We start from the raw sequence: 22,522 nt of genomic DNA, 5'->3' as shown, positions 1-22,522 counted from the left end.
ACTGGTTCTACCCTGCTCCGACCGGCTTGCTTAAGCTGTCTGTAAAAAGCCATACGCCGTAATTCAGTTTCAGAAGTGCGGTCTGCATCGGAGTTTTGTTATGACCACCTTTAATATTGCAGGTTTGCAACTGGCCCTGACGGCTAACCAGGATAATTTTGCTGCTATCCGGCAGCAGGTACTGGCAGCTAAACGACGTTTTCCAGCGCTGGACATGGTATTGCTGCCGGAACTGTGTACGTTCGGCCCGGCCCCCCGTTTTGCCGAAACCCTGCCAGGAAATACTGAAAGCAAATACTGCGAGCTGGCCATCGAAGCCGGGATCTGGCTTTGCAACGGCTCGCTGTTTGAACGCGATGGTGACCATATTTACAACACCAGCTCAGTCATTACTCCAACCGGCAAAGTTCATTGTCGTTATCGCAAAGTCTACCCGTTTCTGCCCTATGAAGAAGGGATCAGTGCCGGCAATAAGTTTAAGGTTTTTGATATTCCGGGTGTCGGCCGGTTTGGTTTATCTATTTGTTATGACATGTGGTTTCCTGAAAGTATCAGGGCGCTGGTGTGGCAGGGTGCCGAAGTAATTCTGCACCCCACCCTTACCAACACAGTAGACCGGAATATTGAACTGGCCATGGCGCGGGCAAACGCCTGCATGAATCAGTGTTACATGGTTGACATCAACTCTGCTGCCGGCATGGGTAATGGTCAGTCTGTAGTGGCCGGCCCCGGTGGTGAAGTCGTGCATCAGGCTGGTGATCAGCAGGAAATTATTGTGCTGCAACTCGATTTAGCCTACCTGCGCCGGGTGCGGCAGCAGGGGTGGCATACCCTGGGGCAGCCATTGAAAAGCTTCCGAGATACCAAAGTGGTATTTCCGCAATATCAGCAACAGCAATCTGCTTATCTGGATCAACTGGGCAAACTGGAAAAGCCCGCTGGCCGCAACTGGACCAATGAAACGTTTTGAACTGGTGCTTACCTGGCCTGACACACTTACCTATTCTGAACAAAAGTATAAAAAATCAGCAAGGGAACAGAATAATGACGAACACAGCACGCACTATCGCTTTTAGCAAAGCCCCGCTGGCACTGGCAGTAAGCTCAGCACTATTTCTAAGTTGTAACGTTCATGCTCAGCAAAATGCTGACGACACTGAAAAAGAGGCGGCTAGTGTTGAGCGGATCACCGTTACCGCCAGCCGCCGGCCACAGACTGTGGAAGAAACGCCGTACAATATCTCGGTAATATCTGGTAGTCAGCTGGAAGAAAAACACATTATTGATGCCGTTGACATGATGCGTGAAATGTCAGGTATTACCGTAGTGGATCGTGGTTACCGCAACTCAGGCGTTATTAATAATATTGTTATTCGTGGTATGAACATAGATTCAGCCGGCAATGGCGATTTCGCCTTAAATGCGGCGCCAACAGTGTCCACTTACCTGAATGACACACCATTGTTTGCCAACTTTATCTTGAAAGACATTGATGCTGTTGAAGTATTGCGGGGACCGCAAGGTACACTGTACGGTTCAGGCTCTCTGGCCGGCACAGTACGCTATAAAATGAACCGCCCCGATTTACGGGGTTTTAGTGGTAAGGTTTCGGCGGTGCTGAGCCAAAGCCAGGGGTCAGATGGTGTTAATCGCAATCTTGATCTGCTGCTGAACTCGCCGCTCAGTGAAACAGTGGCAGTGCGAGGCTATCTGGGCCGGATTGATAATGACGGCATTGTTGACTACGTAAACGTATATCAGCTGAATGCCGCAGGTGCTCCGGTGGCACAGGACAACGATGTGGCCAATGGCCGGCCGGTGTTTACGTCAGTGGAGGATGCCGATACGGTCGAAATTGACTATGGCCGGCTAGCCTTACTATGGCAGCCGTCCGATACATTCAATGCCCTGGTTTGGTACCAATTTCAGCAGGACAATATAGGTGCCAGACGTCAGGTTACCCGCGGTACAAACTGGGTAGACGGTACCGAACAGCCTTACGGCGACTATCAGAATGGGGCGGTTCAGCTTGAACCTAGTGAGCGGGATGTGGATGCCTGGGCACTCGAGATGGAATGGGATTTGGGTTTTGCCACGGCTACTTCAAGCACCTCCGGCTATGATCATGTCGGTAGCTCAACCAGTGACAATAGCGGTTTCTACGCCCAGAATGGCTGGTTTTCGTCCTACTATGGCGGCTCACCCCGGCCAATGGCCAGCGCCAACCGGTTTTATCAGGATAAAGGCCTGAGCCAGGAACTACGGCTGGTTTCCAATGGTAAACAAAGTCTGGACTGGATAGTTGGCCTGTTTTATCTGGATCAGGATACCGCCTCCGGCCAGGACAGCCTGATGCCGGGCTTTTCAGAGTGGGCTCTGGCCAGTGGTTTTGCAGACACACTCGCCAGTTGGGGCGGTGTGCTGGGCGATCAGGATTTCTACTACCGCGATCAACGTAACATTAAAGATACCTCGGTATTTGGTGAGTTAACCTATCATTTCAGCGATACGCTGCGAACCACTTTGGGTGCGCGACATTTTCGCAACGATATCAGCAACGACACTGTTATTGATTTACCCCTGTACCCGGGAGCATCCAATGTCAGTTCATCGGTAAAAGACAATGGTACCCTGTTCAAAGTTAATCTGGCTTACGACTGGTCTGAACATACCATGTTGTACGCTACTATTTCTGAAGGTTACCGTCGCGGCGGCACCAGTGCAGTGCCGGTAACGGGAGGTTTTGCCGAAAACCCGGCTTACCTGAACTACGATTCTGACAGTGTGCTGAATATGGAACTGGGAATTAAGGGCAATACCGGACGGCACTTTTATTCTCTGTCAGTGTTTAACGCTGAATGGGATGATCCGCAATTAAATATTCCTACGCCAAACTGGGGCTTTTATGCGGCAGTAAACGGTGAATCTGCGAACTCGCGGGGCATTGAACTTGAGCTGCGCGGGTACTTTACCGAAGCCCTGCAATACAACTTTGGCTACACCTTTGTCGATGCCAAGCTGACCGATGATTTAATTGCCCCAGCAGGTTCAGCTGCCACCCCCCGAACCTACGTTTATGCCAGAAAAGGCGAGCAACTTCCCAGTATGGCAGAGCATACGGTCAGTGCAGGTCTAAGTCACAGCTTTGACCTGGGAAGTGGTTACTACCTGGTCAGTTCAGCCAGCACTTACTATCAGTCAGAGTCACGTAATGCTTTGGGGCGCAACCCGGTGTTTGCCATTGATTTAAACAGCTTCTGGCTGACAAATCTTGGCACCAGCCTGTATACCGAGAACTGGACGTTCTCACTGTTTGTGCGCAATCTGTTTAATGAAGAGGGCGTCACCGGCACCCTGTCAGAAGGCTATATGGGCACCGCTCCGGAGCAAAACTTTTACGGCAATGCATCAAAAGACTACATCAGCCAGCCGCGCACTGTTGGCCTGAGTGTCAGCTATCAGTTCTGATCAGCCAGCATTGCTAATCAGCCGGGGTTGTGTCGGCAACACGCCCCGGCTATTGTACGATTACATCTGATGACAGTTAAGCAGTGATGACTGACCCAACCCACTTACTCAGTACCTTCTATCAGGCTGTTGGCCAGAACAACCCGGCTACAGCCAATACCATCGTCCAGCAACTAATCAGACATTTTCCGCACGTTGCTGACAGCTGGCTGGCGGCCAGTATATTTGCTGAGCAGACAAGTCAGTTTGGCAAAGCATTGCAGGCAACAGATAGAGCGCTGACACTCACGCCGAACGCGCCCGCACTGCAATTGCGGCGTTTGCATTGTCTGCAACGCTGTCATCAAACCGCTGCAGCGCTGCAATTGGCCGATCATTTATGCCAGACACCGCCGGCAGATGCCGCTTTTCTCAGCGAACTGGCACTGCAATGCAGTCAGCTGCAACGTTTTAACCAGGCAGCACAGTTATATCAGCAGGCGGTTACCCTGCAGCCCGATAACGCCACCCTGTATTACAACTATGCCACCATGTTGCGCTTTTGTGGTCAGCTTACTGACGCCGAGCACATGCTGGACAAAGCCATCGCCTTAGAGCCGGGTGATACCGATGCCTGGCATCTGCGCAGCAATTTACGCAAACAGCAGCCAACCAGGCATCACTGCGCTGACTTGACCGCCATGTTGCAACAACAGGACCTGAGCCCGAAGCAACGGGTGCAACTGCATTATGCTCTGGCAAAAGAGCTGGAAGACTTGCAACAGTACCCGCAGTCATTTGTGCAGTTACATGCAGGTGCAAGCTTGCGCCGTCAGCATATCAACTATCAGCTGGATGATGATCTGGCAGTAATGCAACACATTCAGCAGCAGTTTGGTGCAGACTTTTTCCGGCAAAGGTCCGCTGGCGGCTGCAACAGTGATGAACCGGTATTTATTGTCAGTATGCCCCGGGCCGGTTCTACTCTGGCTGAACGCATACTCGGTTGCGATCAGCAAGTGCAGTTAGCCGGAGAGCTGAACAATTTTGCCAGCCAGTTCGCCCGGCAGGCGCAGTTACAAGCAGGCCGTAAGCTGGATAAACCTGCTTTGGTGCAACAGGCAACACAACTGGACTTTGCCGCGCTGGGCCAGGCCTACATTGACAGTACCCGGCCACTGACCGGCCAGCACAAACACTTTGTCGATAAACTGCCACTTAATTTTTTGTATGTCGGGCTAATTCACCTGGCCCTGCCCCGGGCGCGAATTATTCATGTCCAGCGCAACCCGATAGATCATTGCTATGCCATATACAAACACCTGTTTGCAGATGCTTACCCGTTTTCATATCAGCTGGACGAGCTGGCGAAGTATTATCAGGCCTATCAGGCACTGATGGCACACTGGCAACAGGTGCTGCCGGGGGTTATTTATACCGTGCAGTACGAAGATTTAATCAGCCAGCCCGAGACGCAAAGTAAAGCGCTGTTTGAGTATTGTGGCCTGACCTGGACCGAGCGATGCCTGCAGTTTCATCAGCATAACCAGCAAGCCAGCACTACCGGTAGTGCCAGCCAAATCCGCCAGCCACTGTATTCCAGCTCGGTGGCCCGCTGGCGCTGTTATCAGACTGAACTGGCAGAGCTGGTTAACGCTTTTCCTGATGCAGTCTGAACCATAGCTGTTATTGTACTGACTTTGCTTGCTCAGTCAGTACCGAACGCAGTAACACGTCCAGTTTATCCAGCCCCTGCTGCAGTATGTTCGCTTCAATAGTCAGCGGCGGTAAAAAACGCAGTACGTTGCCGTAAAAACCGCACGATAGCAGGATCAGGCCATGACCAGCGGCATTATCAATAATTTGCCGGGTTAGGGCAGGATCAGGCTGGTCGGCGTCGCCATTCTGAATAAACTCTACTGCGATCATTGCGCCTTGTTGCCGTACCTCAGCAATCCGCTGTGGAAAAGCTTGCTGCACAGCAGTTAAGCGGGCGGCAAAGGCTTCACCTATCACGTTGGCCTGCTGACAGAGATTTTCCTGCTCTATAACATCCAGCACCGCCAACGCCGCCGCACACGCCACTGGCGAACCGCCATAAGTACCACCCAGCCCGCCAGGCAATGGCGCGTCCATAATCTCACTTTTGCCAATTACAGCAGCCAGCGGCAGGCCACCGGCAATACCTTTGGCCATCGTAATCAAATCCGGCTCAACACCGCTGTGGCTCATCGCAAACATTTTACCGGTGCGGCCAAAGCCAGTCTGAATTTCATCAGCGATAAGCACAATACCATGCTGATCGCATAGTGCGCGCAGTGCCTGCAGCAATTGCGGCGGAGCCGGATAAAAACCACCCTCACCCTGCACTGGTTCAATAATAATCGCCGCAACATCATCGGGCCCGATAGCAACCTTAAACAGGTTGTGCAGCGCAGCAAGTGATTGCTCAGTGCTTATCCCATGCGCCGCCATTGGAAAGGGTACATGGTAAATATCAGCCGGAAACGGACCAAACAAGTGTTTGTAAGGCGCAACCTTGCCGGTTAGTGCCATAGTCAGATTAGTCCGGCCATGAAAGCCACCGGCAAAAGCGACAACCCCACGGCGCCCGGTATGGGCCCGGGCAATTTTAATGCAGTTTTCCACGGCTTCAGCGCCGGTGCTGACAAAAATGGCTTTTTTAGCACTGCTACCCGGTGCCAGCCGGGTCAGTTTTTCTGCCAGCTCAACCGCTTCGGCATATGGGTTAATCATCAGGCAACTGTGGCTGAATCTTGCCAGCTGTGCCTGAGCGGCCGCGACCACTTTCGGATGAGCATGGCCAGTATTACAGACAGCAATCCCGGTACCAAAATCAATATAGTGGTTTCCTTCCACATCCCATACCTCCGCATTTTTTGCCCGCTGTACATATACCGGATATAAATTGCCTTGCCCCCGCGCCATTACTGCCTGCTTACGTTGTTGTAATTGCTGATTCGTCATTTTGCTGCCTTGCTCTTGGTTTAGTTTGTAAGTTTGTTAAATCAGGCCGGTTAAAGTCCGCCTAAACAGAGGTATTTCAAATCGGTATAATCGTCCAGGCCATAGTGTGAGCCTTCACGGCCGTAGCCGGATTGTTTAACACCGCCAAACGGGGCCGCTGCATTAGAAATAATGCCGTCGTTAATACCAACCATGCCAAACTGCAACGCCTGTGCCACCCGAAACCCCCGGCCAATATCCCGGCTGTAAAAATAGGCAGCCAGGCCATACTCGGTATCATTGGCAAGCGCTATGGCCTGTTGCTCACTGTCAAAAGTTTGCAGCGCCACCACGGGGCCAAAAATTTCCTGCCGGGCAATCTCCATATCTGGCCTGATGTCTGTCAGTAAAGTTGGCTGGTAAAACTGGCTGCCGGCTTCATCTGTTTTGCCGCCCAGTAACAAGGTCGCGCCTGAACTCAGGGCTTGCTGCTGCAGTTGCGCTACTTTTTCGACCGCATTGCTATCGATTAACGGGCCTATCTGGCTGTTGCCGGTTAAACCATCACCCACTTTCAATTGGGTGATGGCAATGGCCAATTTGTCAGTAAACGCCTGTGCTACCCTCCGCTGCACCAAAATGCGATTGGCACAGACACAGGTCTGGCCGGCATTGCGAAATTTCGATGCCAGTAAACCCTGGACAGCGGCATCCAGATCAGCATCGTCAAACACTATAAAAGGCGCATTACCACCCAGCTCCATCGTTACCCGCTTTACGCCTTCTGCGCATTGCTTTATTAGTTGCTTACCCACTGCGGTAGAACCGGTAAAGCTGAATTTGGCTACCTTAGGATGCCGGGTCAGCACGTCGCCAATCGCTTTGGCATCAGTGCCCACCACCACATTAAATACCCCAGACGGGATCCCGGCCTGGTGTGCTAGCTCTGCCAGCGCCAATGCAGATAAAGGTGTCTGATGAGCAGGCTTCACCACAAAAGTACAGCCAGCTGCCAGTGCAGCAGCGGCTTTGCGGGCAATCATGGCATTGGGAAAGTTCCATGGGGTAATGGCGGTTACCACGCCTACCGGCTGACGCTGGACAATAACACGCTTATCAGCAGACGGCGCTGGTATGGTATCGCCGTAAAGTCGCTTTGCCTCCTCGGCAAACCATTGAATATAAGAGGCACCGTAGGCTATCTCGCCCTTCGCTTCGGTCAGGGGCTTACCCTGTTCCAGCGTCAGTAAGCGGGCCAGATCCCCCTGATGTTGTATTACCAGCTGATACCAGCGCTGCAGTAAGTCAGCGCGCTCAGCGGCCGGCCGGGCCGCCCAGCCGCTAAACGCGCTGGCTGCTGCCAGTACTGCTTCCTCTGCTTCAGCGGCACCGGCAGCAGCTACCCTGATCAGTAGCTTCTGGTTTGCAGGGTTAACCACATTAAAGGTGGTTTCGGTATGCTGCCAGGCACCATTAATAAATGAGCCTTGTCTGATTAACGCCGGATAAGCAATCTGTTGCATAGTCATCTCCATCAAATTATGACTATTGCAACACGCAACCAAACAAGGTTAAATACCAAACATTCAAAGCTTAGTTTGATAATTATCAATCTATATGAGTAAGCTGCCTAAAAACCTGACCCAACACGATATTAAACTGTTGCGGGTATTTCAGACCGTCGTTGACTGTGGCGGCTTTACGGCTGCGGAAACTGAGTTGAATATCGGCCGTTCCACCATCAGCATTTATATAGCTAATCTGGAACAACGACTCAAACTTAACTTATGTCAACGCGGCCGACAGGGATTTTCGTTAACCCGGGAAGGTCAGGCGGTATACAACGCCATTCAGACACTGGAGCAGGCCCATCAGCAATTCAGCCAACTGGTTGCCAGCCTAACCGACGAATGCAGTGGCGAACTGGTTATCCTGACTGCAGATCAGCTGGACCAATCAAGATTAACACTGCTCAGTAAGGTATGTGCTGCCTTGCAACAACAGGCTCCCCGGCTAACACTGGCATTAGATGTGATGCCGCTGCAACAAATTGAACTGGCACTGCTTAAAGATCAGGCTCATCTGGCACTGATGCCAGGCTACCGGCAAATTGATGGCTTGCAGTATCAACATGCTTTCAGTACCCCGATATTTCTGTGCTGTGGCTCCGCTCATCCGTTATATTCAGTAACAGATGAAGATATTAATGATGAAACGCTGGCCGGTTACCCGGCTATTCACCCAGGTATTGATATTAATCCGGAGGGGCGAAAACAACTGCAGAAACTTAAAGCAAGTGCCCGTGCTTATCAGTTTGATACCCGGCTGGCGCTACTTTTATCCGGCGGTTATATCGGCTTTTTGCCGGCAGAAATTGCCCGGCCGTATATCGAAAATAATCAACTCCGTTTCATCCGTCCCAGCCAGTATCAGTATCCGTTTAACCAGTCAATCGTTACCAAAACATCGCCCAGAGACAGTGCTAAAGTACAACTGGCTCTCAATATCATTCAGCCATTGCTGGCATGTCTTGACGGTATAAAATCTGATTAAATTATTTGCTTACACTGCAGCCAGCTGTTTGCCTGTGCTGGCAATCAACCACTTCCTGGCAAGCAGTTCATCAAGCTCTGCCCGCTTATCGCCGGCGGCTATATTGGCAGGCGCATCTGGCCCAGGTTGCAGCAGCATATAATCTGCCCGGCCGCTGTTTTTAATTTTATACAGCGCTGCATCGGCCAGATACAAAGCATATTGCCAGTCCCAACCCGGTGGCTGAATGGTTGCGCCAATTGAACAGGTAACACTGACGGGCACGCCCATTTGCTGGGGCCAGGGATAGTTATGCACCAATTGCTGCAAACGCTCGATATAATGTTGCACTTCACTGCTTTGCTCCAGTACCAGCAGAAACTCTTCACCACCCCAGCGGATCAGATGATCGTTACTGCGGCTGTGCTGTTGCAAAATGCCGGCGAAATGCTGCAACACATTATCGCCAAGCTGATGGCCATACTCATCGTTAATCCGCTTAAAATAATCTAAGTCCAGCAGAATCCAGGCCAGCGGTTGTTCACTACGTTGCGCCCGGGCCAGCATAGCGTCGATATTTACATCCAGATAATGCCGGTTATGTAGCTCGGTCAGGGCATCCTGCATACTCATCTGCTGCAGCTTCTGATTAGCCTGATATAACTCATGCGTGCGTTCAGTTACCTGGCGACTTAACTCTTCACGGGCGTGTGCCAGAGATGCTAAGCGCAGCCGGTAAACCAACCAGAATAATGCCAGCAGTAGCCCCGTCAGCAGCAAGCGCGCGGTGATAGTTTCATGCCAGTAGGGTTGTAGTTGAATATCCATGGTAGCCGCATCACTCCAGCGATAATCGCCGGCCACCTTAACCTGCACATTGAAACGATAACTGCCGGGTGGCAAATTGGTGTAAAACGCCTCGCGCCGGCTACCGGCATTTATCCAGCTTTGCTCATACCCCTCCAGTTGATAACGGGTATCAATCGATGAAGCCTGATGATAGTAAGGTGCACTAAAGCGAAAGTGCCAGTCACGCTGCTCAGGTGCCAGCAGGGCAGCATCGCCAATAACCTGTTTATTGGCAACGGTTAAGCTTTCAATAACCGGGACCGGCACCGGCGCAGTGCTGTTAAGCCGGTCCAGTCGAAGGGCAACAACGCCATCAAGTGTTGGAAACCAGATCCGGCCCTGATGCACCACACCTTTATTACTACCGGCGCCATTACAGCAGCGGTGCGAGTCAGTTGCGGCCTCCGGATGACGGTCATCAACCAACATATAAAGCTTTGAGATCTCACCTTGTTTCAGAGCCGGATAATCCAGCCGGTAAAAACCTTCAAAATTACTGATAATCAGTTTATCGTTTGCCAGAGCAGCATGCATCACACCATTGCCCGGTAAACCATTTTGCTGGGTAAAATGCTGCCAGTTGCCAGGCTTACCCAGCACAAACCCCTGATCAAAACTGCCAATCAGTAGATTGCCGTCAGGAAATTCGACAATCACACTGATAAACTTATTTGCCAGTGGCATATCCAGCACCGGTTCAAACTTGTCAGCAGACCTTAAATACAAACCAGATTCCGTACCCACCCAGAGCCGGCCGTGGCTGTCTGCCAGCAACGCCCTGATACTCAGTTCATTTAATGGTGGTGTAATACCGAACTGCGACAGATCACCATCCTGCACAACATAAAGTCCGCCATTGCTGCCAACCCAAATCTGCTGCTGCTCAGCTATCATGGTAGTAATCAGCAAGTGCGCGGTTTGCACAAAGTTCTTCTGCCAGGCCAGAGTGTCGGCATTAAGTAAGCTTAAACCTGCCCGGGTTCCTACCCAGAGATCATTTTCATGATGCAACATACTGTAAACATAAGGACTGGCTAATTGTTGATTGGCTAGTAAAGGCTGAAACTCTCCGTCTCGCAACAGCGCCATCCCCTGACTGGTACCCACCATTAAATGCCGTTGCCAGGGCAGCACCGCCCAGCTATAGGGATCTGGCAGACCGACCGCTGTGCTGTACCGCTCGGTAAGGGCGTTGCGTAAACGAAGAACGCCATGAGTACGGCTACCAAGCCAGATATTGTTATGCCGATCTTCCAGCATGCTTTCAATCCAGCGAAAAGGTTGGCCAGTGCTGCCAGGTTGCTGCACCTGAATGATCCGGCCAGCCGAAACCTGATACAGGCCATTAAGGGTCGCCAGCCACACTTGCTGCTGGCTGTCTTTATACATCAGTTCAATTCGACTGCCGGGCACGCCATCCGGTAGCTCAAGTGCCTGCCAGCGCCCTTGTTGCCAGCGATACAGCCCTTTGTTGGTGCCAAGGAAAACCGTGTTGCCCTTTACCGCCAACTCCGTTACCTGCATTGCTTCATCAACCTCAGGGGCCGGGTACCAACGGTATTGTTGTTGCTGCAACGACGCAAAGCCATGCTGGCTGCCTATCCATAAAGTATCCTGCTGCTGACTAAGCTGATAAACCGGCCTCGCATGTTCAGCTACCGGCACTAATTGCTCAGTCTGCCACTGATATAACTGATTCGCCCCAACAAAAAAGCGGCCATCTGGCAGCTCAGCAAAGCTGGTTATCGCGCCGGGTTTAAATTGTTGGGTATCAACAGCGGTAAACTTATTGTTGGCGTAATAGCTTAAACCGTTTACCGTACCAATCCACAGCCGGTTGCTGCTGTCGTAATACAGTGCAGTAATTAAATTTGATTGAATTTGTGGTGTATTAGCGGTGTTGAAAACCGTAAATTGATGACCATCAAAACGGGCAAGGCCACCCTGAGTACCTAACCAGATATAACCCTGCTGATCCTGAGCCAATGCCGATACAGACACTTGCGGCAACCCTGCTTCAACTGACCAGCCACGGAACAGCAATGACGTTTTATCCAGCACGCCTGGCATCGCCACGACACCGGCACTGACTGACAATAGCATCAACAACGATATTGCCGCGACAACATATCTGAACACCAGACCAGCTCCTTGCTCTGTTTACACTCTGATAATAGCTGTTACTTTACTAAAAAGCCGGTGCCAGTTTTTACCAAAAGCTGACGAATGGTGGTTTTTAGCCTCTCAGCGGTAATGTTGCGCTATTGGTCTTACCAGTGCTAAGCTCTGCGAATTGTTATAACTACAGCAGGCTTATCATGTCTTTGTTTAAAGCTAACTGGGGCCTCAAGCTCTTTGCCTGGCGATATATCCCACTTATTGGTTTTTGTTCTCCTAAAATTATCCGGATGAATAACACCACGCTGGAAGTGACCATGCCACATAGCTGGCGCACCAAAAACCATCTGGGCAGTGTTTATTTTGGTGCGCTTGCAATCGGCGCCGATCTGGCCGGCGCATTTCTGGTGTTTTCTAAAGCCAAAGCCCGCGGCATTAATGCTAATTTTGCCTTTAAAGATGTTCAGGGCCAGTTTTTAAAGAGACCGGAAGCCAGGGTCCATTTCACCAGTAACGATGGAGCGGTTATCGACCAAATGATTGACCAGTCGCTGGCCAGCGGCGAACGGGTAAATAAACCGGTGTCGGTGGTGGTGACCTGCCCCAGTTTACATGGCGACGAGCCAATGGCTACCTTCACCCTGACGTTGTCTGTCAAAGCCAAAGCTAAACGCTAGCGTTTGGTTTGCACCATGGCAGCGGAAAGTCTAAAATTGCGGTTTATTCTAACCGGCCCCCGGCCTGACAGAGCAATGCAATGCAAGAACTCAGTGGTAACCTCTTTATTGTCTCGGCGCCGAGCGGAGCCGGTAAATCATCCCTTATCAGTGCACTACTAAACAAACATGGCGATATGCTGGTTAGTGTATCGCACACTACCCGCCAGCCACGGCCGGGAGAAATTGATGGCGTTCACTATCATTTTATTAGTGTCGAGCAGTTTAAGAAGCTGATAGCTGAAAACGAATTTCTGGAATGGGCCGAAGTTTTTGGTAATTATTATGGCACTTCCCGCAGCGCCATTACTGCTAATCTGAGCCAGGGTATAGACGTTTTTCTTGATATTGACTGGCAAGGGGCCAGACAAATCCGGGAACAAGCGCCGGGTACCCTGAGTATTTTTATTTTGCCGCCAAGCCTGGATGAGCTGCAACAACGACTTGAAAAGCGTGGTCAGGACAGTGAAATCGTTATCGCTAAACGGATGGCTGAGGCACAAAATGAAATGAGCCATGCCGACGAGTATGACTATCTGATTATCAACGACAACTTTGACAGCGCGCTTGGCGAGTTTGAACGAATCGTGCTGGCGCAGCGCAACAACTATCAAAGTCAGCTGTATAAACAGAAAGCGCTGCTTAACCAACTGTTGGCGAAACCGGCAAAATAGCGTAAACTAGGCGGTCTTGTAATATACCTGAACACTCCGGAGTGGCGAATGGCTCGCGTAACAGTTGAAGATGCAGTAGATAAAATTGGTAACCGTTTCGATTTAATTCTGGTTGCGGCCCGTCGTGCCCGCCAACTGTCTGTTGAAGGCAAAGAGCCAATGGTTGATCGTGAAAACGACAAGCCAACTGTGGTGGCACTGCGTGAAATTGAACAGGGTTTTATTACCAACAGCATTCTTGATGAACAGGAAAAACGCGACCAGATGCAACAAGAAGCCACTGAAATGGCTGCGGTTGCCGCAATTATCGGTTCTGATCAGTAAAAACTCCCTGCCAAACATTGCCAGCGGCGCTTTAGCCGTTGGCATCTGCGTGTTTTAGACGTATATTCTTAACTAACCAGCATTATAAATTTTAAGCTGTCGAAGTTTGGGAGCGTTTGTGTATTTATTTGAAGGCCTGAAAAATCAAATTTCCGCCTATCTGCCTGCCGAACAGGTTAGTCTGGTGCAGCAGGCCTATGTCGTCGCGCGCGATGCGCATGCCCCGCAAACCCGTTCCAGTGGCGAGCCCTACATCACCCATCCTGTTGCCGTAACCAGTATTCTGGCAGAAATGCGGATGGATCACGAAACCCTGATGGCTGCCCTGCTGCACGATGTGATTGAAGACACCGAATACAGCAAAGAAGATTTAGCCCGGCTGTTTGGCGATACTGTTGCCGAACTGGTGCAGGGCGTCAGCAAGCTCGATAAAGTTAAATTTAAAGATTATCAGGAATTTGAAGCCACAAACCTGCAAAAAATGTTTATGGCCATGACCCAGGACATCAGGGTCATTCTGATCAAACTGGCCGACCGCACTCACAATATGCGTACCTTAGGTGCCCTGCGCCCGGAAAAGCGCCGGCGAATTGCCAAAGAAACGCTCGAGCTGTATGCCCCCATCGCCAACCGGCTCGGTATTCATAATATTAAAAACGAACTGGAAGACTTAGGCTTTCAGGCATTGTACCCGATGCGCTACCGGGCGCTGGGCAGTGCGGTAAAACTGGCCCGTGGCAACCGGCGCGAGCTGCTGGAAAAAGTGCAGAATGAAATCCGGAGCCGGATCAGCGACGCCGCTATTGAAGCCGACGTCAGTGGCCGGGAAAAACACCTTTACAGCATTTACCGGAAAATGAAAAACAAAGAGCTGATGTTCAATGATGTCATGGACATCTACGCTTTTCGGGTGGTCGTTAATTCTATTGATAACTGCTATCGCATTCTTGGCCTGGTCCACAACCTGTACAAACCTATTGAAATACGTTTTAAAGATTATATCGCCATCCCTAAACAAAACGGCTATCAGTCGCTGCATACCTCGTTAATTGGGCCGCATGGTATTCCGGTAGAAATTCAGATGCGTACCCGTGAAATGGATGAAATGGCCGACAAGGGAATTGCCGCGCACTGGATGTACAAATCTAACGGTGAACATAAAGACACCACCGCCCAAATCCGCGCCCATCGCTGGATGCAAAGCTTGCTCGAGTTACAGCAAAGTGCCGGTACCAGCTATGAATTTGTCGAAAACGTCAAATCTGAGCTTTACCCCGAAGAGCTGTACGTATTTACTCCTAAAGGTAAGATTGTCGAGCTACCCATTGGCGCTACAGCGGTCGATTTTGCCTATGCCGTGCATACCGATGTCGGTAACCGTTGTGTTGGTGCCAAAGTAGACCGGCGGCCTTATTCGCTCAGTAAACCGCTGGAAACCGGCCAAACCGTTGAAATTGTTACCAGTCCCGGCGGAAAGCCAAACGCAAACTGGCTTAATTATGTGGTAACCAGCCGCGCTATTCTCGGTATTCGGAATTATTTAAAACGCCAGCAACAAAATGAAGCCATTAGCCTCGGTAAACGCTTGCTAACCTCGGCCCTTGGCGAGGTTAAACTTGAAGATATCGCGCCAGAGCGGATTGAACAAGTGCTGAAAAACGTGCATCAGCAATCCTTTGATGCGCTGTGCAGCGAAATTGGCCTGGGAAACCAGCTGCCGGTTGCTATCGCCAGGCGCTTACTGGGTGAGTTTGAAGCTGATGATACCAGTGGCAAAAACAGCTCACCGCTGCCTAAAAGTAATGCCTTTATTGTGGGTTCTGAAGGTATGCTGGTTACCTTTGCCAAGTGCTGCCGGCCAATTCCCGGTGACGAAATTGTTGCCAATGCCACTCCCGGCAAGGGCCTGAATGTGCATCGCAGCGACTGTCGGAATATTAAAGGCTGGGAGCGTGATCCGGCTAAGTTCTTCCCCATCCGCTGGGATAACACCAGCGACAAACAGTTTTTGTGTGATATCCGGGTGTTTATTATCAATCGCCAGGGGGTTCTGGCAAAACTGACCACCCTTATTGCCAGTCAGAATTCAAATATTCAGGATCTGGTGACCGACGATCGTGATACCGGGGAATATGTGATTAAAATAACCCTCTCCGTGCAGGACAGGGTCCATCTGGCCAATGTAATGCGTAAAATCCGCGTTATGCCAGACGTGCAAAAAGTTTACAGAAGGAAATAATTTCATGTCAAAAGTCATTATCCGCACTGAAGCAGCGCCTGCTGCCATTGGCACTTACAGCCAGGCGGTAAAAATTGGTACTACTGTCTATTTATCGGGTCAAATCCCGCTTGTGCCCACCACCATGCAGATGGTGTCAGAAGATTTTGCCAGCCAGACACACCAGGTATTTAAAAACCTCAGCGCGGTATGCGAAGCCGCCGGCGGTAACCTGAACAATATGGTCAAAGTAAATATCTTTCTGACGGATCTTGGCCAGTTCGCCACGGTAAACCAGATCATGAGCGAATACTTTGCTGAACCATACCCGGCCAGAGCGGCCGTTCAGGTTAGTGCACTGCCCCGCGGCGCTCAAATTGAGATTGACGGCGTAATGGAAGTGCCGTCTACCCACTAATGAAAAGAACAGGCACAATACGTCATTCCTGGCTGTTCGCTGTTGGGCTTTATTTGCTGCCGCAGGCCGCTGTGGCAGAAATTCAGCCTTTGGTAACAGAGGCGCCCAAACTGGTCTGGTGCCTGGACCACTTTCCACATTTTCATGAATATGACAACACTGACGTGCCAACCGGCCCATCAGTAGAATTAATGCAGGAACTGGCCAGAAGGGCGGGTTTTCAGCTGAGTTTTACCCCACGCACCAACCTGGCCCGTTGCCTGAAACTGATGGAACAGGGGGATGTCGATTTAATGACAAACCTCAGGTACAGCGACGAACGCAATAGCTACATGTTTTTGCTGCGTTACAGTACTAATGTCGCTGAGAGTTTATTTTTGCGGGCAACCGATGTGCGCCTTATTGAAAGTAAGGCCCAGTTACGCAGTATGACCCTGGCCACATTGCGTGACTACCTGTACAACCCGGCTACTATGGCCCTGATTGCCGAAGAGTCGCGCCATATCGCTGAAGTAGACAGCATTGAGGTTGCCCTTGAAATGCTGCTTCGTAACCGGATTGATGGCCTGGTCGCTCCCACCATCAGCACCACGGAAGCGATTAACGCGGTCAGTAGCTATCAGCAGCGCTTCAAAATAGCTCCTCTTGATTTCAGTGGTGACGCACCAAACAACATTCATCTGGCCATTGCCAGAAACAGCCCCCATGCCGCATTACAACCCTTATTACAACACCATTTGCAAACGATGATTGACGATGGCACGGTAAAACGGCTGATCCGCCCCCCGGAAAGCCGGACCGAGGTAACAGAGCTTAAACAGTAAGCAGATTAATACTTTGCGTGCGCCCATTCCCGGTTTACACTTAAAACATACTTTCGTTACTGTAAGAGCCTCTTTTGCCGCATACCCGACTGGATAGCCTGAGTATCAGCCTGATCAAAGGCGTTGGTGCCAAGGTGGCGCAGCGTCTGGAAAAACTGGGCATTGCCAGTATTCAGGATCTGCTGTTCCATCTGCCGCTACGCTACGAAGATCGCACCCGGATATATGCTATTGCTGATCTTATGCCTGCTATTCACGCCACGGTGCTGGCAGAGGTAGTCAGCAGCGAAATTCAGTTTGGCAAACGCCGCAGCTGGCTAATCAAAGTGACCGATGGCAGTGGTTTTTTAACCTGCCGTTTTTTTCATTTCAGCGCAGCCCAGAAAAACGCAGTTACCCCCGGGATTAAGTTACGGCTGTTTGGCGAGGTAAAACGTGGTCCGCGTGGCGTTGAAATGCTGCACCCGGAATACCGGGTGCAGCAAGACGAACAACTGCATCAGGTAGCGGAAACGCTAACCCCGGTTTACCCGACAACTGAGGGCATAAAACAGGCCAGCTGGCGCAAACTTACCGATACTGCGCTGGAGTATCTCAGCCGCTATGCGCCGGCAGAGTATTTACCAGCCACCTTGCTTAGCTCGCCCTGGTCTCTTGCTGAAGCCCTGATTTATATTCACCGGCCGCCACCAGATGCAGAGCTTAGCCTGCTGGAACAGGGGCGACACCCGGCTCAGCAGCGGCTGATCCTGGAAGAGCTGGTGGCCCAGCAACTGAGCATGCATCAGCTTCGCTGCCAGAGCCAACGTCAGCGGGCGATTGCCCTGAGCCAGCAACCGGGGCAGCAACCGGATCTGGAGCAGGCCTTTTTGGCCAGTTTACCGTTTCAGCTAACGGCAGCTCAGCAGCGGGTTGTAACCGAGCTTCGGCATGATTTAGCCCAGCCCCTGCCAATGCTGCGTCTGGTACAGGGCGATGTCGGCTCCGGTAAAACCCTGGTTGCGGCTCTGGCAGCACTGACAGCCATTAGCCAGGGGTACCAGGTGGCCCTGATGGCTCCGACAGAACTGCTGGCCGAACAACATGCGGCAAATTTTAATAACTGGTTTAGCCCGCTTGGTATCAAGGTGGCATGGCTTGGCGGAAAAACCAAAGGTAAAGCCCGTGATGAGGTACTTAGCCAGCTGGCCGATGGCAGCGCCCGGATGGTGCTGGGCACCCATGCATTATTTCAGCAAAGCGTCAGCTTCAGCAAACTGGCACTGATTATTATCGACGAACAGCACCGTTTTGGCGTGCATCAACGCTTAGCCCTGCGGGAAAAGGGCGGTATTGCCGGAGTATATCCGCATCAGCTGGTTATGACCGCTACTCCTATCCCCCGCACCCTGGCCATGACAGCCTATGCTGATCTGGATACCTCGGTAATTGATGAGTTGCCTCCCGGCCGCACACCGGTAACCACGGTTGCTATTCCTGACAGCCGGCGCCAGGAAATTATCGAGCGGGTGCGTAATGGCGTGTTACAGGATAAACGCCAGGTTTACTGGGTATGTACCCTGATAGAAGAGTCCGAAGTATTACAATGTCAGGCGGCAGAAGACACCGCAGCCAGTCTGGCCGATGCCTTACCAGAACTTAATATTGCCTTAGTACATGGCCGGCTTAAAAGCGCTGAAAAACAAGACATTATGGCACGGTTCAGCAGTGGCGAGCTCGATTTACTGGTTGCCACCACGGTAATCGAGGTGGGCGTCGACGTCCCTAATGCCAGTTTAATGATTATTGAAAACCCGGAACGGCTGGGTCTGGCGCAACTGCATCAGCTGCGCGGCAGGGTCGGTCGCGGCAGTGCGGTGTCACATTGTGTACTGCTGTACCATGCCCCATTATCAAAAACCGCTCAGGCCAGATTAAGCGTGTTACGAGACTCTAACGACGGCTTTGTCATTGCCCAGCGCGATTTGGAAATTCGCGGCCCCGGTGAGCTGCTCGGCACCCGCCAGACCGGCCTGCTGCAGTTTAAAATTGCCGACATCAGCCGCGACGCTGAGCTTATTCCGCATGCCCGCCAGCTGGCTGCAAAACTCTGGCAACAGGATCAACCCGCCTGCCTGCAACTGATCCGCCGCTGGCTGGCTAACAGAGATATTTATGGCAACGCCTGATTTGCTGAGAGCATTGGCCGTTGCAATACCATGCAGTAGTTAACCCAGCAGTTCCTGGCGCACTATTTCAGCACCTGCGGCTAAAGCATGCAGCTTGCCGTTGGCAATATGCCGCGCCAGAGGTGCCATACCGCAGTTGGTGCAGGGGTAAAGCTTGTCAGCGTCGACATACTGTAATGCTTTGCGCAAGGTATCGGCGACTTCTTCGGGTGTTTCCATACTGTCACTGGCAACATCAATAACACCTACCATCACTTTTTTGCCACGGATAAGCGCCAGCAGCTCCAGCGGCACCCGCGAGTTATGACACTCCAGCGAGACAATATCGATTTTCGATTGCTGCAGTTTAGGGAACACCGCTTCGTACTGGCGCCACTCACTACCCAGCGTTTTTTTCCAGTCGGTATTGGCTTTAATGCCATAGCCATAGCATATATGCACCGCAGTTTCACATTTAAGCCCCTCAATGGCACGCTCTAAGCAGGCAATGCCCCACTCATTAACGTCATCAAAAAACACATTAAAAGCCGGCTCATCAAACTGAATAATATCAACGCCTGCCGCGGCCAGCTCTTTAGCCTCTTCATTCAAAATTTTGGCAAATTCCCACGCCAACGCTTTTCGGCTTTTATAGTGCGCGTCATACAAGGTGTCGATCATCGTCATTGGCCCGGGTAAGGCCCATTTAATTGGCTGTTTAGTTTGTAGCCTTAAAAACTTCGCATCATCAACAAACACTGACCCCTTACGAGACACCGGCCCTACCACGGTTGGCACGCTCGCATCATAGCGTTTACGGATCCGCACCGTTTCACGCCTGCTGAAATCAACGCCATCCAGATGCTCAATTAAGGTGGTGACAAAATGTTGCCGGCTTTGCTCGCCATCACTGACAATATCGATACCCGCCCGTTGCTGCTGTAGCAAAGCCAGACGCAGCGCGTCCTGTTTACCAGCATGCAGTTCTTTACCCTGTAGCTTCCAGGGTGACCACAATGTTTGCGGCTCAGCCAGCCAGAGTGGTTTAGGCAGGCTGCCGGCAGTCGATGTTGGCAATATTTTATTCATCTTAAACTCCACTGCTGCAAAATCGCCTGATGCGGCTTAATAAAATGCTCCTCTGCAAATCTGCCCTGTTCAATGGCTAACCGGCTGCGTTCAGCGCGATCGTAGACAATTTGCGTGATCGAATGATCCTGATTTTTCAGGTTAGGCTTATAGAGTTTTCCCGCTACCGCGTTAGCATTATAAATTTCCGGCCGGTAGATACGCTGAAAGGTTTCCATCGTGGCGATGGTGCTAATCAATTCAAGGTTGTTGAAATCATTCAGTAAGTCGCCAAAGAAATAGAATGCCAGCGGCGCAACACTGTCCGGCGGCATAAAATAGCGGTTCTGTAAGCCCATCTTTTTAAAATACTGTTCGGTTAGCGAAGACTCACTCTGCAGATACTCTACTCCCAACACAGGGTGCTGGTTTTCGGTGCGCCGGTAAATTTTGTTATCTGACACGCTCAGGCAGATAACCGGTAACTTGTGAAAATGCTGCTGATACGCCTCGGAGTTAACAAAACGCTGAAACAATTTGCCATGTAGCTCACCAAAATTGTCGGGAATGCTGAATGCTGCCCGCTGCTTATTATGCCGTTGCAGCAGCACGCTAAAGTCATAATCGCGCACATAAGACGAGAAGTTATTGCCAACAATACCGGCAATACGTTGCCTGGTAAGGCTGTCAACAATAGTGGTTTTTAAAACTTCAATGGTCGGGAAGCTATGGCCGGTGCCGGCAATATTGATATCGACCGAAATAATATCCAGCTCAACCGAGTAGCGATCACCATTGGGGTTATCCCACTGCGCCAACGCATTAAAACGGTTATTGATCATCGTTAAAGCATTGCGCAAATTTTGCCGGCGATGCGCCCCTCTGGCCAGATTAGCAAAATTGGTGGTAATTCGGGTATTGTCGGCCGGTTGATAGTGCTCATCAAAACCGGTGCTTGTAATAGTAAAGGTAAAATCGTTACTCATCGTTGCCATCCTCCTTGCTGGTTTGCCCCAGCTGAAATATTTTTTGCTCACGCATACCAATGTAGACATCTGGACGTCCAATAATACAAGAAAGGATAGGCGATTTTATTGATGATAAAAAATGATACTTTTTCATATTTACATGATTTTTGTTCATCTATATAGCCGTTGTTCGACACTTAACAGCATCCCAGCCATTGATTACTGTTTTCTCCCTATCCCTATCCAACAAAACGCTGTACCTTTGTCATTTAATGATTTCTATTCATAGGTTTGCCATGATTGAAAAAATTCATCTTAATATTTTGCGCGAAATAGACCGTCAGGGCTCGGTTACTGCTGCTGCCAGCAGCCTGAATCTGACCCAGTCCGCCTTGAGCCACAGTATCAAAAAGCTCGAGCATCAGTCCGGCACATGTTTATGGCTAAAAGACGGCCGGCAAATCCGTCTGACCGAAGCAGGCGAATATTTGCTGGAGCAAGCAAACCGGTTATTGCCGCAGTTTGAGCGGATCGATGAGACCTTGCGTCAGTTTGCCGGCAACGAAAAGGGCAGTTTACGGATCGGAATGGAATGTCATCCATGTTACCAATGGCTGCTAAAAGTGGTGCCGCCTTTTCTGACCCAGTCGCCCGGTATCGACATTGATGTTAAACAACGTTTTCAGTTTGGTGGGATGGCTGCACTGTTTAATTACGATATCGATCTGCTGATTACACCGGACCCTATCCAAAAAGACAGGATGGTCTTTGAAGCCGTATTTCCGTATGAGTTAGTACTGGTAGTCAGCACTACCAGCCCGCTCGGTGCATTACATCAGATCATGCCTGCAGATCTCAGCGATCAGACTCTGTTAACTTACCCGGTTGAAACAGCGAGGCTGGATATTTTTCAGCAGTTTCTGTTACCCGCTAAATGCATGCCCAGACACCATAAAACCCTGGAGGCCACCGATATTATCCTGCATATGGTGGCTGCTGGCAGAGGCGTCGCAGCCATGCCCAGATGGCTGGTGTCAGAATATACTGATAAGCTGCCGCTAAAGGCGGTGAGATTAGGTAAAAACGGTGTTCATAAACATATTTATGTGGGCTACCGAAAACAGGAGCAACAAAACCGCCATCTGCAAACCTTTATTTCCCTGGCAAAAAACCAGGCGAGCCAACTTACATGCTAATGGCGGCCATCGGTTTTCACTATAGGTTGGCACTGTTCCCCGCTGCCACACTGCAG

At 50.8% G+C, this 22,522-nt stretch carries 18 protein-coding genes; 12 read left to right on the top strand and 6 right to left on the bottom strand.

Going from position 1 to position 22,522, the window contains the following annotated elements; all coding sequences use genetic code 11:
* Nucleotides 1–100 precede the first annotated feature (100 nt).
* From KQY15_RS16075 to KQY15_RS16065, 3 genes are all read left to right on the top strand, one after another.
* The gene (locus KQY15_RS16075) at nucleotides 101–970 is read left to right on the top strand and encodes a carbon-nitrogen hydrolase family protein (RefSeq protein ID WP_217670935.1); all 870 of its coding nucleotides are present in this window, start codon (nucleotides 101–103) and stop codon (nucleotides 968–970) included.
* 74 nt (nucleotides 971–1,044) lie between these two features.
* Nucleotides 1,045–3,468, top strand: a complete 2,424-nt coding sequence (locus tag KQY15_RS16070) for a TonB-dependent receptor (RefSeq protein ID WP_217670934.1) — start codon at nucleotides 1,045–1,047, stop codon at nucleotides 3,466–3,468.
* A gap of 86 nt (nucleotides 3,469–3,554) precedes the next feature.
* On the top strand, nucleotides 3,555–5,123 hold the full coding sequence (locus KQY15_RS16065) for a tetratricopeptide repeat-containing sulfotransferase family protein (protein WP_217670933.1): 1,569 nt from the start codon (nucleotides 3,555–3,557) through the stop codon (nucleotides 5,121–5,123).
* A gap of 10 nt (nucleotides 5,124–5,133) precedes the next feature.
* Here KQY15_RS16065 and gabT read toward each other — a convergent pair whose 3' ends face one another.
* Together gabT and KQY15_RS16055 are read right to left on the bottom strand one after the other, a co-directional pair.
* Nucleotides 5,134–6,435, bottom strand: a complete 1,302-nt coding sequence (gene gabT / locus KQY15_RS16060; protein WP_217670932.1) for a 4-aminobutyrate--2-oxoglutarate transaminase — start codon at nucleotides 6,433–6,435, stop codon at nucleotides 5,134–5,136.
* 50 nt (nucleotides 6,436–6,485) lie between these two features.
* On the bottom strand, nucleotides 6,486–7,937 hold the full coding sequence (locus KQY15_RS16055; RefSeq protein ID WP_217670931.1) for an NAD-dependent succinate-semialdehyde dehydrogenase: 1,452 nt from the start codon (nucleotides 7,935–7,937) through the stop codon (nucleotides 6,486–6,488).
* 94 nt (nucleotides 7,938–8,031) lie between these two features.
* On the opposite strand from KQY15_RS16055, the gene KQY15_RS16050 reads away from it, so the two are divergent.
* The gene (locus KQY15_RS16050; protein ID WP_217670930.1) at nucleotides 8,032–8,967 is read left to right on the top strand and encodes a LysR family transcriptional regulator; all 936 of its coding nucleotides are present in this window, start codon (nucleotides 8,032–8,034) and stop codon (nucleotides 8,965–8,967) included.
* A 9-nt stretch (nucleotides 8,968–8,976) separates the two neighbouring features.
* On the opposite strand, the gene KQY15_RS16045 is transcribed toward KQY15_RS16050, so the two are convergent.
* A complete protein-coding gene (locus tag KQY15_RS16045) occupies nucleotides 8,977–11,934 on the bottom strand; it encodes a ligand-binding sensor domain-containing diguanylate cyclase (RefSeq protein ID WP_217670929.1) in 2,958 nt (985 codons plus the stop codon).
* Nucleotides 11,935–12,113: 179 nt separating this feature from the next.
* On the opposite strand from KQY15_RS16045, the gene KQY15_RS16040 reads away from it, so the two are divergent.
* The 7 genes from KQY15_RS16040 (at nucleotide 12,114) to recG (ending at nucleotide 19,255) form a co-directional block, all read left to right on the top strand.
* A complete protein-coding gene (locus KQY15_RS16040; RefSeq protein WP_217670928.1) occupies nucleotides 12,114–12,590 on the top strand; it encodes a DUF4442 domain-containing protein in 477 nt (158 codons plus the stop codon).
* Nucleotides 12,591–12,670: 80 nt separating this feature from the next.
* Nucleotides 12,671–13,303 (top strand): guanylate kinase, encoded by a 633-nt coding sequence (gene gmk / locus KQY15_RS16035; protein ID WP_217670927.1) that lies wholly within the window; start codon nucleotides 12,671–12,673, stop codon nucleotides 13,301–13,303.
* Nucleotides 13,304–13,351: 48 nt separating this feature from the next.
* A complete protein-coding gene (rpoZ, locus tag KQY15_RS16030) occupies nucleotides 13,352–13,627 on the top strand; it encodes a DNA-directed RNA polymerase subunit omega (protein WP_214000530.1) in 276 nt (91 codons plus the stop codon).
* A 118-nt stretch (nucleotides 13,628–13,745) separates the two neighbouring features.
* Entirely contained in the window at nucleotides 13,746–15,866 is a 2,121-nt protein-coding gene (spoT, locus tag KQY15_RS16025) for a bifunctional GTP diphosphokinase/guanosine-3',5'-bis pyrophosphate 3'-pyrophosphohydrolase (protein WP_217670926.1), read from the top strand.
* Nucleotides 15,867–15,870: 4 nt separating this feature from the next.
* Entirely contained in the window at nucleotides 15,871–16,263 is a 393-nt protein-coding gene (gene ridA / locus KQY15_RS16020; RefSeq protein WP_217670925.1) for a deaminase RidA, read from the top strand.
* Nucleotides 16,264–16,334: 71 nt separating this feature from the next.
* Nucleotides 16,335–17,087, top strand: coding sequence for a substrate-binding periplasmic protein (locus tag KQY15_RS16015; protein WP_308160257.1), 753 nt, complete (start codon nucleotides 16,335–16,337; stop codon nucleotides 17,085–17,087).
* A gap of 74 nt (nucleotides 17,088–17,161) precedes the next feature.
* Nucleotides 17,162–19,255 (top strand): ATP-dependent DNA helicase RecG, encoded by a 2,094-nt coding sequence (gene recG, locus KQY15_RS16010; RefSeq protein WP_217670923.1) that lies wholly within the window; start codon nucleotides 17,162–17,164, stop codon nucleotides 19,253–19,255.
* A gap of 39 nt (nucleotides 19,256–19,294) precedes the next feature.
* Here recG and KQY15_RS16005 read toward each other — a convergent pair whose 3' ends face one another.
* From KQY15_RS16005 to KQY15_RS15995, 3 genes are read right to left on the bottom strand one after another with little or no spacing between them, the layout of a single operon-like run.
* On the bottom strand, nucleotides 19,295–20,323 hold the full coding sequence (locus KQY15_RS16005; RefSeq protein WP_217670922.1) for a methionine synthase: 1,029 nt from the start codon (nucleotides 20,321–20,323) through the stop codon (nucleotides 19,295–19,297).
* Nucleotides 20,320–21,288 carry a DUF1852 domain-containing protein gene (locus tag KQY15_RS16000; RefSeq protein WP_217670921.1) on the bottom strand — a complete coding sequence of 323 codons (969 nt, stop codon included), beginning with the start codon at nucleotides 21,286–21,288 and terminating at the stop codon, nucleotides 20,320–20,322. Before KQY15_RS16000 ends, KQY15_RS16005 begins: the two co-directional genes overlap by 4 nt.
* Nucleotides 21,281–21,445 carry a hypothetical protein gene (locus KQY15_RS15995; RefSeq protein WP_217670920.1) on the bottom strand — a complete coding sequence of 55 codons (165 nt, stop codon included), beginning with the start codon at nucleotides 21,443–21,445 and terminating at the stop codon, nucleotides 21,281–21,283. The genes KQY15_RS16000 and KQY15_RS15995 overlap by 8 nt, the downstream gene beginning before the upstream one ends.
* A gap of 121 nt (nucleotides 21,446–21,566) precedes the next feature.
* Here KQY15_RS15995 and KQY15_RS15990 point away from each other — a divergent pair, with 121 nt between their 5' ends.
* Complete coding sequence (locus KQY15_RS15990; protein ID WP_217670919.1) at nucleotides 21,567–22,466, top strand: LysR family transcriptional regulator; 900 nt, start codon at nucleotides 21,567–21,569, stop codon at nucleotides 22,464–22,466.
* The last annotated feature ends 56 nt before the right edge of the window (nucleotides 22,467–22,522 follow it).

It is taken from the genome of Arsukibacterium indicum (genome assembly GCF_019100565.1).
Taxonomy (GTDB): domain Bacteria; phylum Pseudomonadota; class Gammaproteobacteria; order Enterobacterales; family Alteromonadaceae; genus Alishewanella; species Alishewanella indicum.
Note: the sequence above shows the minus strand (reverse complement) of the source record. Positions and strands in the feature narration are given on the sequence as shown.

Excerpts from the sequence above, each read along its gene's own strand:
- gmk (WP_217670927.1), top strand. The coding sequence starts at position 12,671 with ATGCAAGAACTCAGTGGTAACCTCTTTATTGTCTCGGCGCCGAGCGGA.
- KQY15_RS16050 (WP_217670930.1), top strand. The coding sequence starts at position 8,032 with ATGAGTAAGCTGCCTAAAAACCTGACCCAACACGATATTAAACTGTTG.
- rpoZ (WP_214000530.1), top strand. The coding sequence starts at position 13,352 with ATGGCTCGCGTAACAGTTGAAGATGCAGTAGATAAAATTGGTAACCGT.
- ridA (WP_217670925.1), top strand. The coding sequence starts at position 15,871 with ATGTCAAAAGTCATTATCCGCACTGAAGCAGCGCCTGCTGCCATTGGC.
- KQY15_RS16070 (WP_217670934.1), top strand. The coding sequence starts at position 1,045 with ATGACGAACACAGCACGCACTATCGCTTTTAGCAAAGCCCCGCTGGCA.
- KQY15_RS16000 (WP_217670921.1), bottom strand. The coding sequence starts at position 21,288 with ATGAGTAACGATTTTACCTTTACTATTACAAGCACCGGTTTTGATGAG.
- KQY15_RS16040 (WP_217670928.1), top strand. The coding sequence starts at position 12,114 with ATGTCTTTGTTTAAAGCTAACTGGGGCCTCAAGCTCTTTGCCTGGCGA.
- KQY15_RS16065 (WP_217670933.1), top strand. The coding sequence starts at position 3,555 with ATGACTGACCCAACCCACTTACTCAGTACCTTCTATCAGGCTGTTGGC.
- KQY15_RS16075 (WP_217670935.1), top strand. The coding sequence starts at position 101 with ATGACCACCTTTAATATTGCAGGTTTGCAACTGGCCCTGACGGCTAAC.
- gabT (WP_217670932.1), bottom strand. The coding sequence starts at position 6,435 with ATGACGAATCAGCAATTACAACAACGTAAGCAGGCAGTAATGGCGCGG.
- KQY15_RS15995 (WP_217670920.1), bottom strand. The coding sequence starts at position 21,445 with ATGAACAAAAATCATGTAAATATGAAAAAGTATCATTTTTTATCATCA.
- KQY15_RS16005 (WP_217670922.1), bottom strand. The coding sequence starts at position 20,323 with ATGAATAAAATATTGCCAACATCGACTGCCGGCAGCCTGCCTAAACCA.
- KQY15_RS15990 (WP_217670919.1), top strand. The coding sequence starts at position 21,567 with ATGATTGAAAAAATTCATCTTAATATTTTGCGCGAAATAGACCGTCAG.
- KQY15_RS16055 (WP_217670931.1), bottom strand. The coding sequence starts at position 7,937 with ATGCAACAGATTGCTTATCCGGCGTTAATCAGACAAGGCTCATTTATT.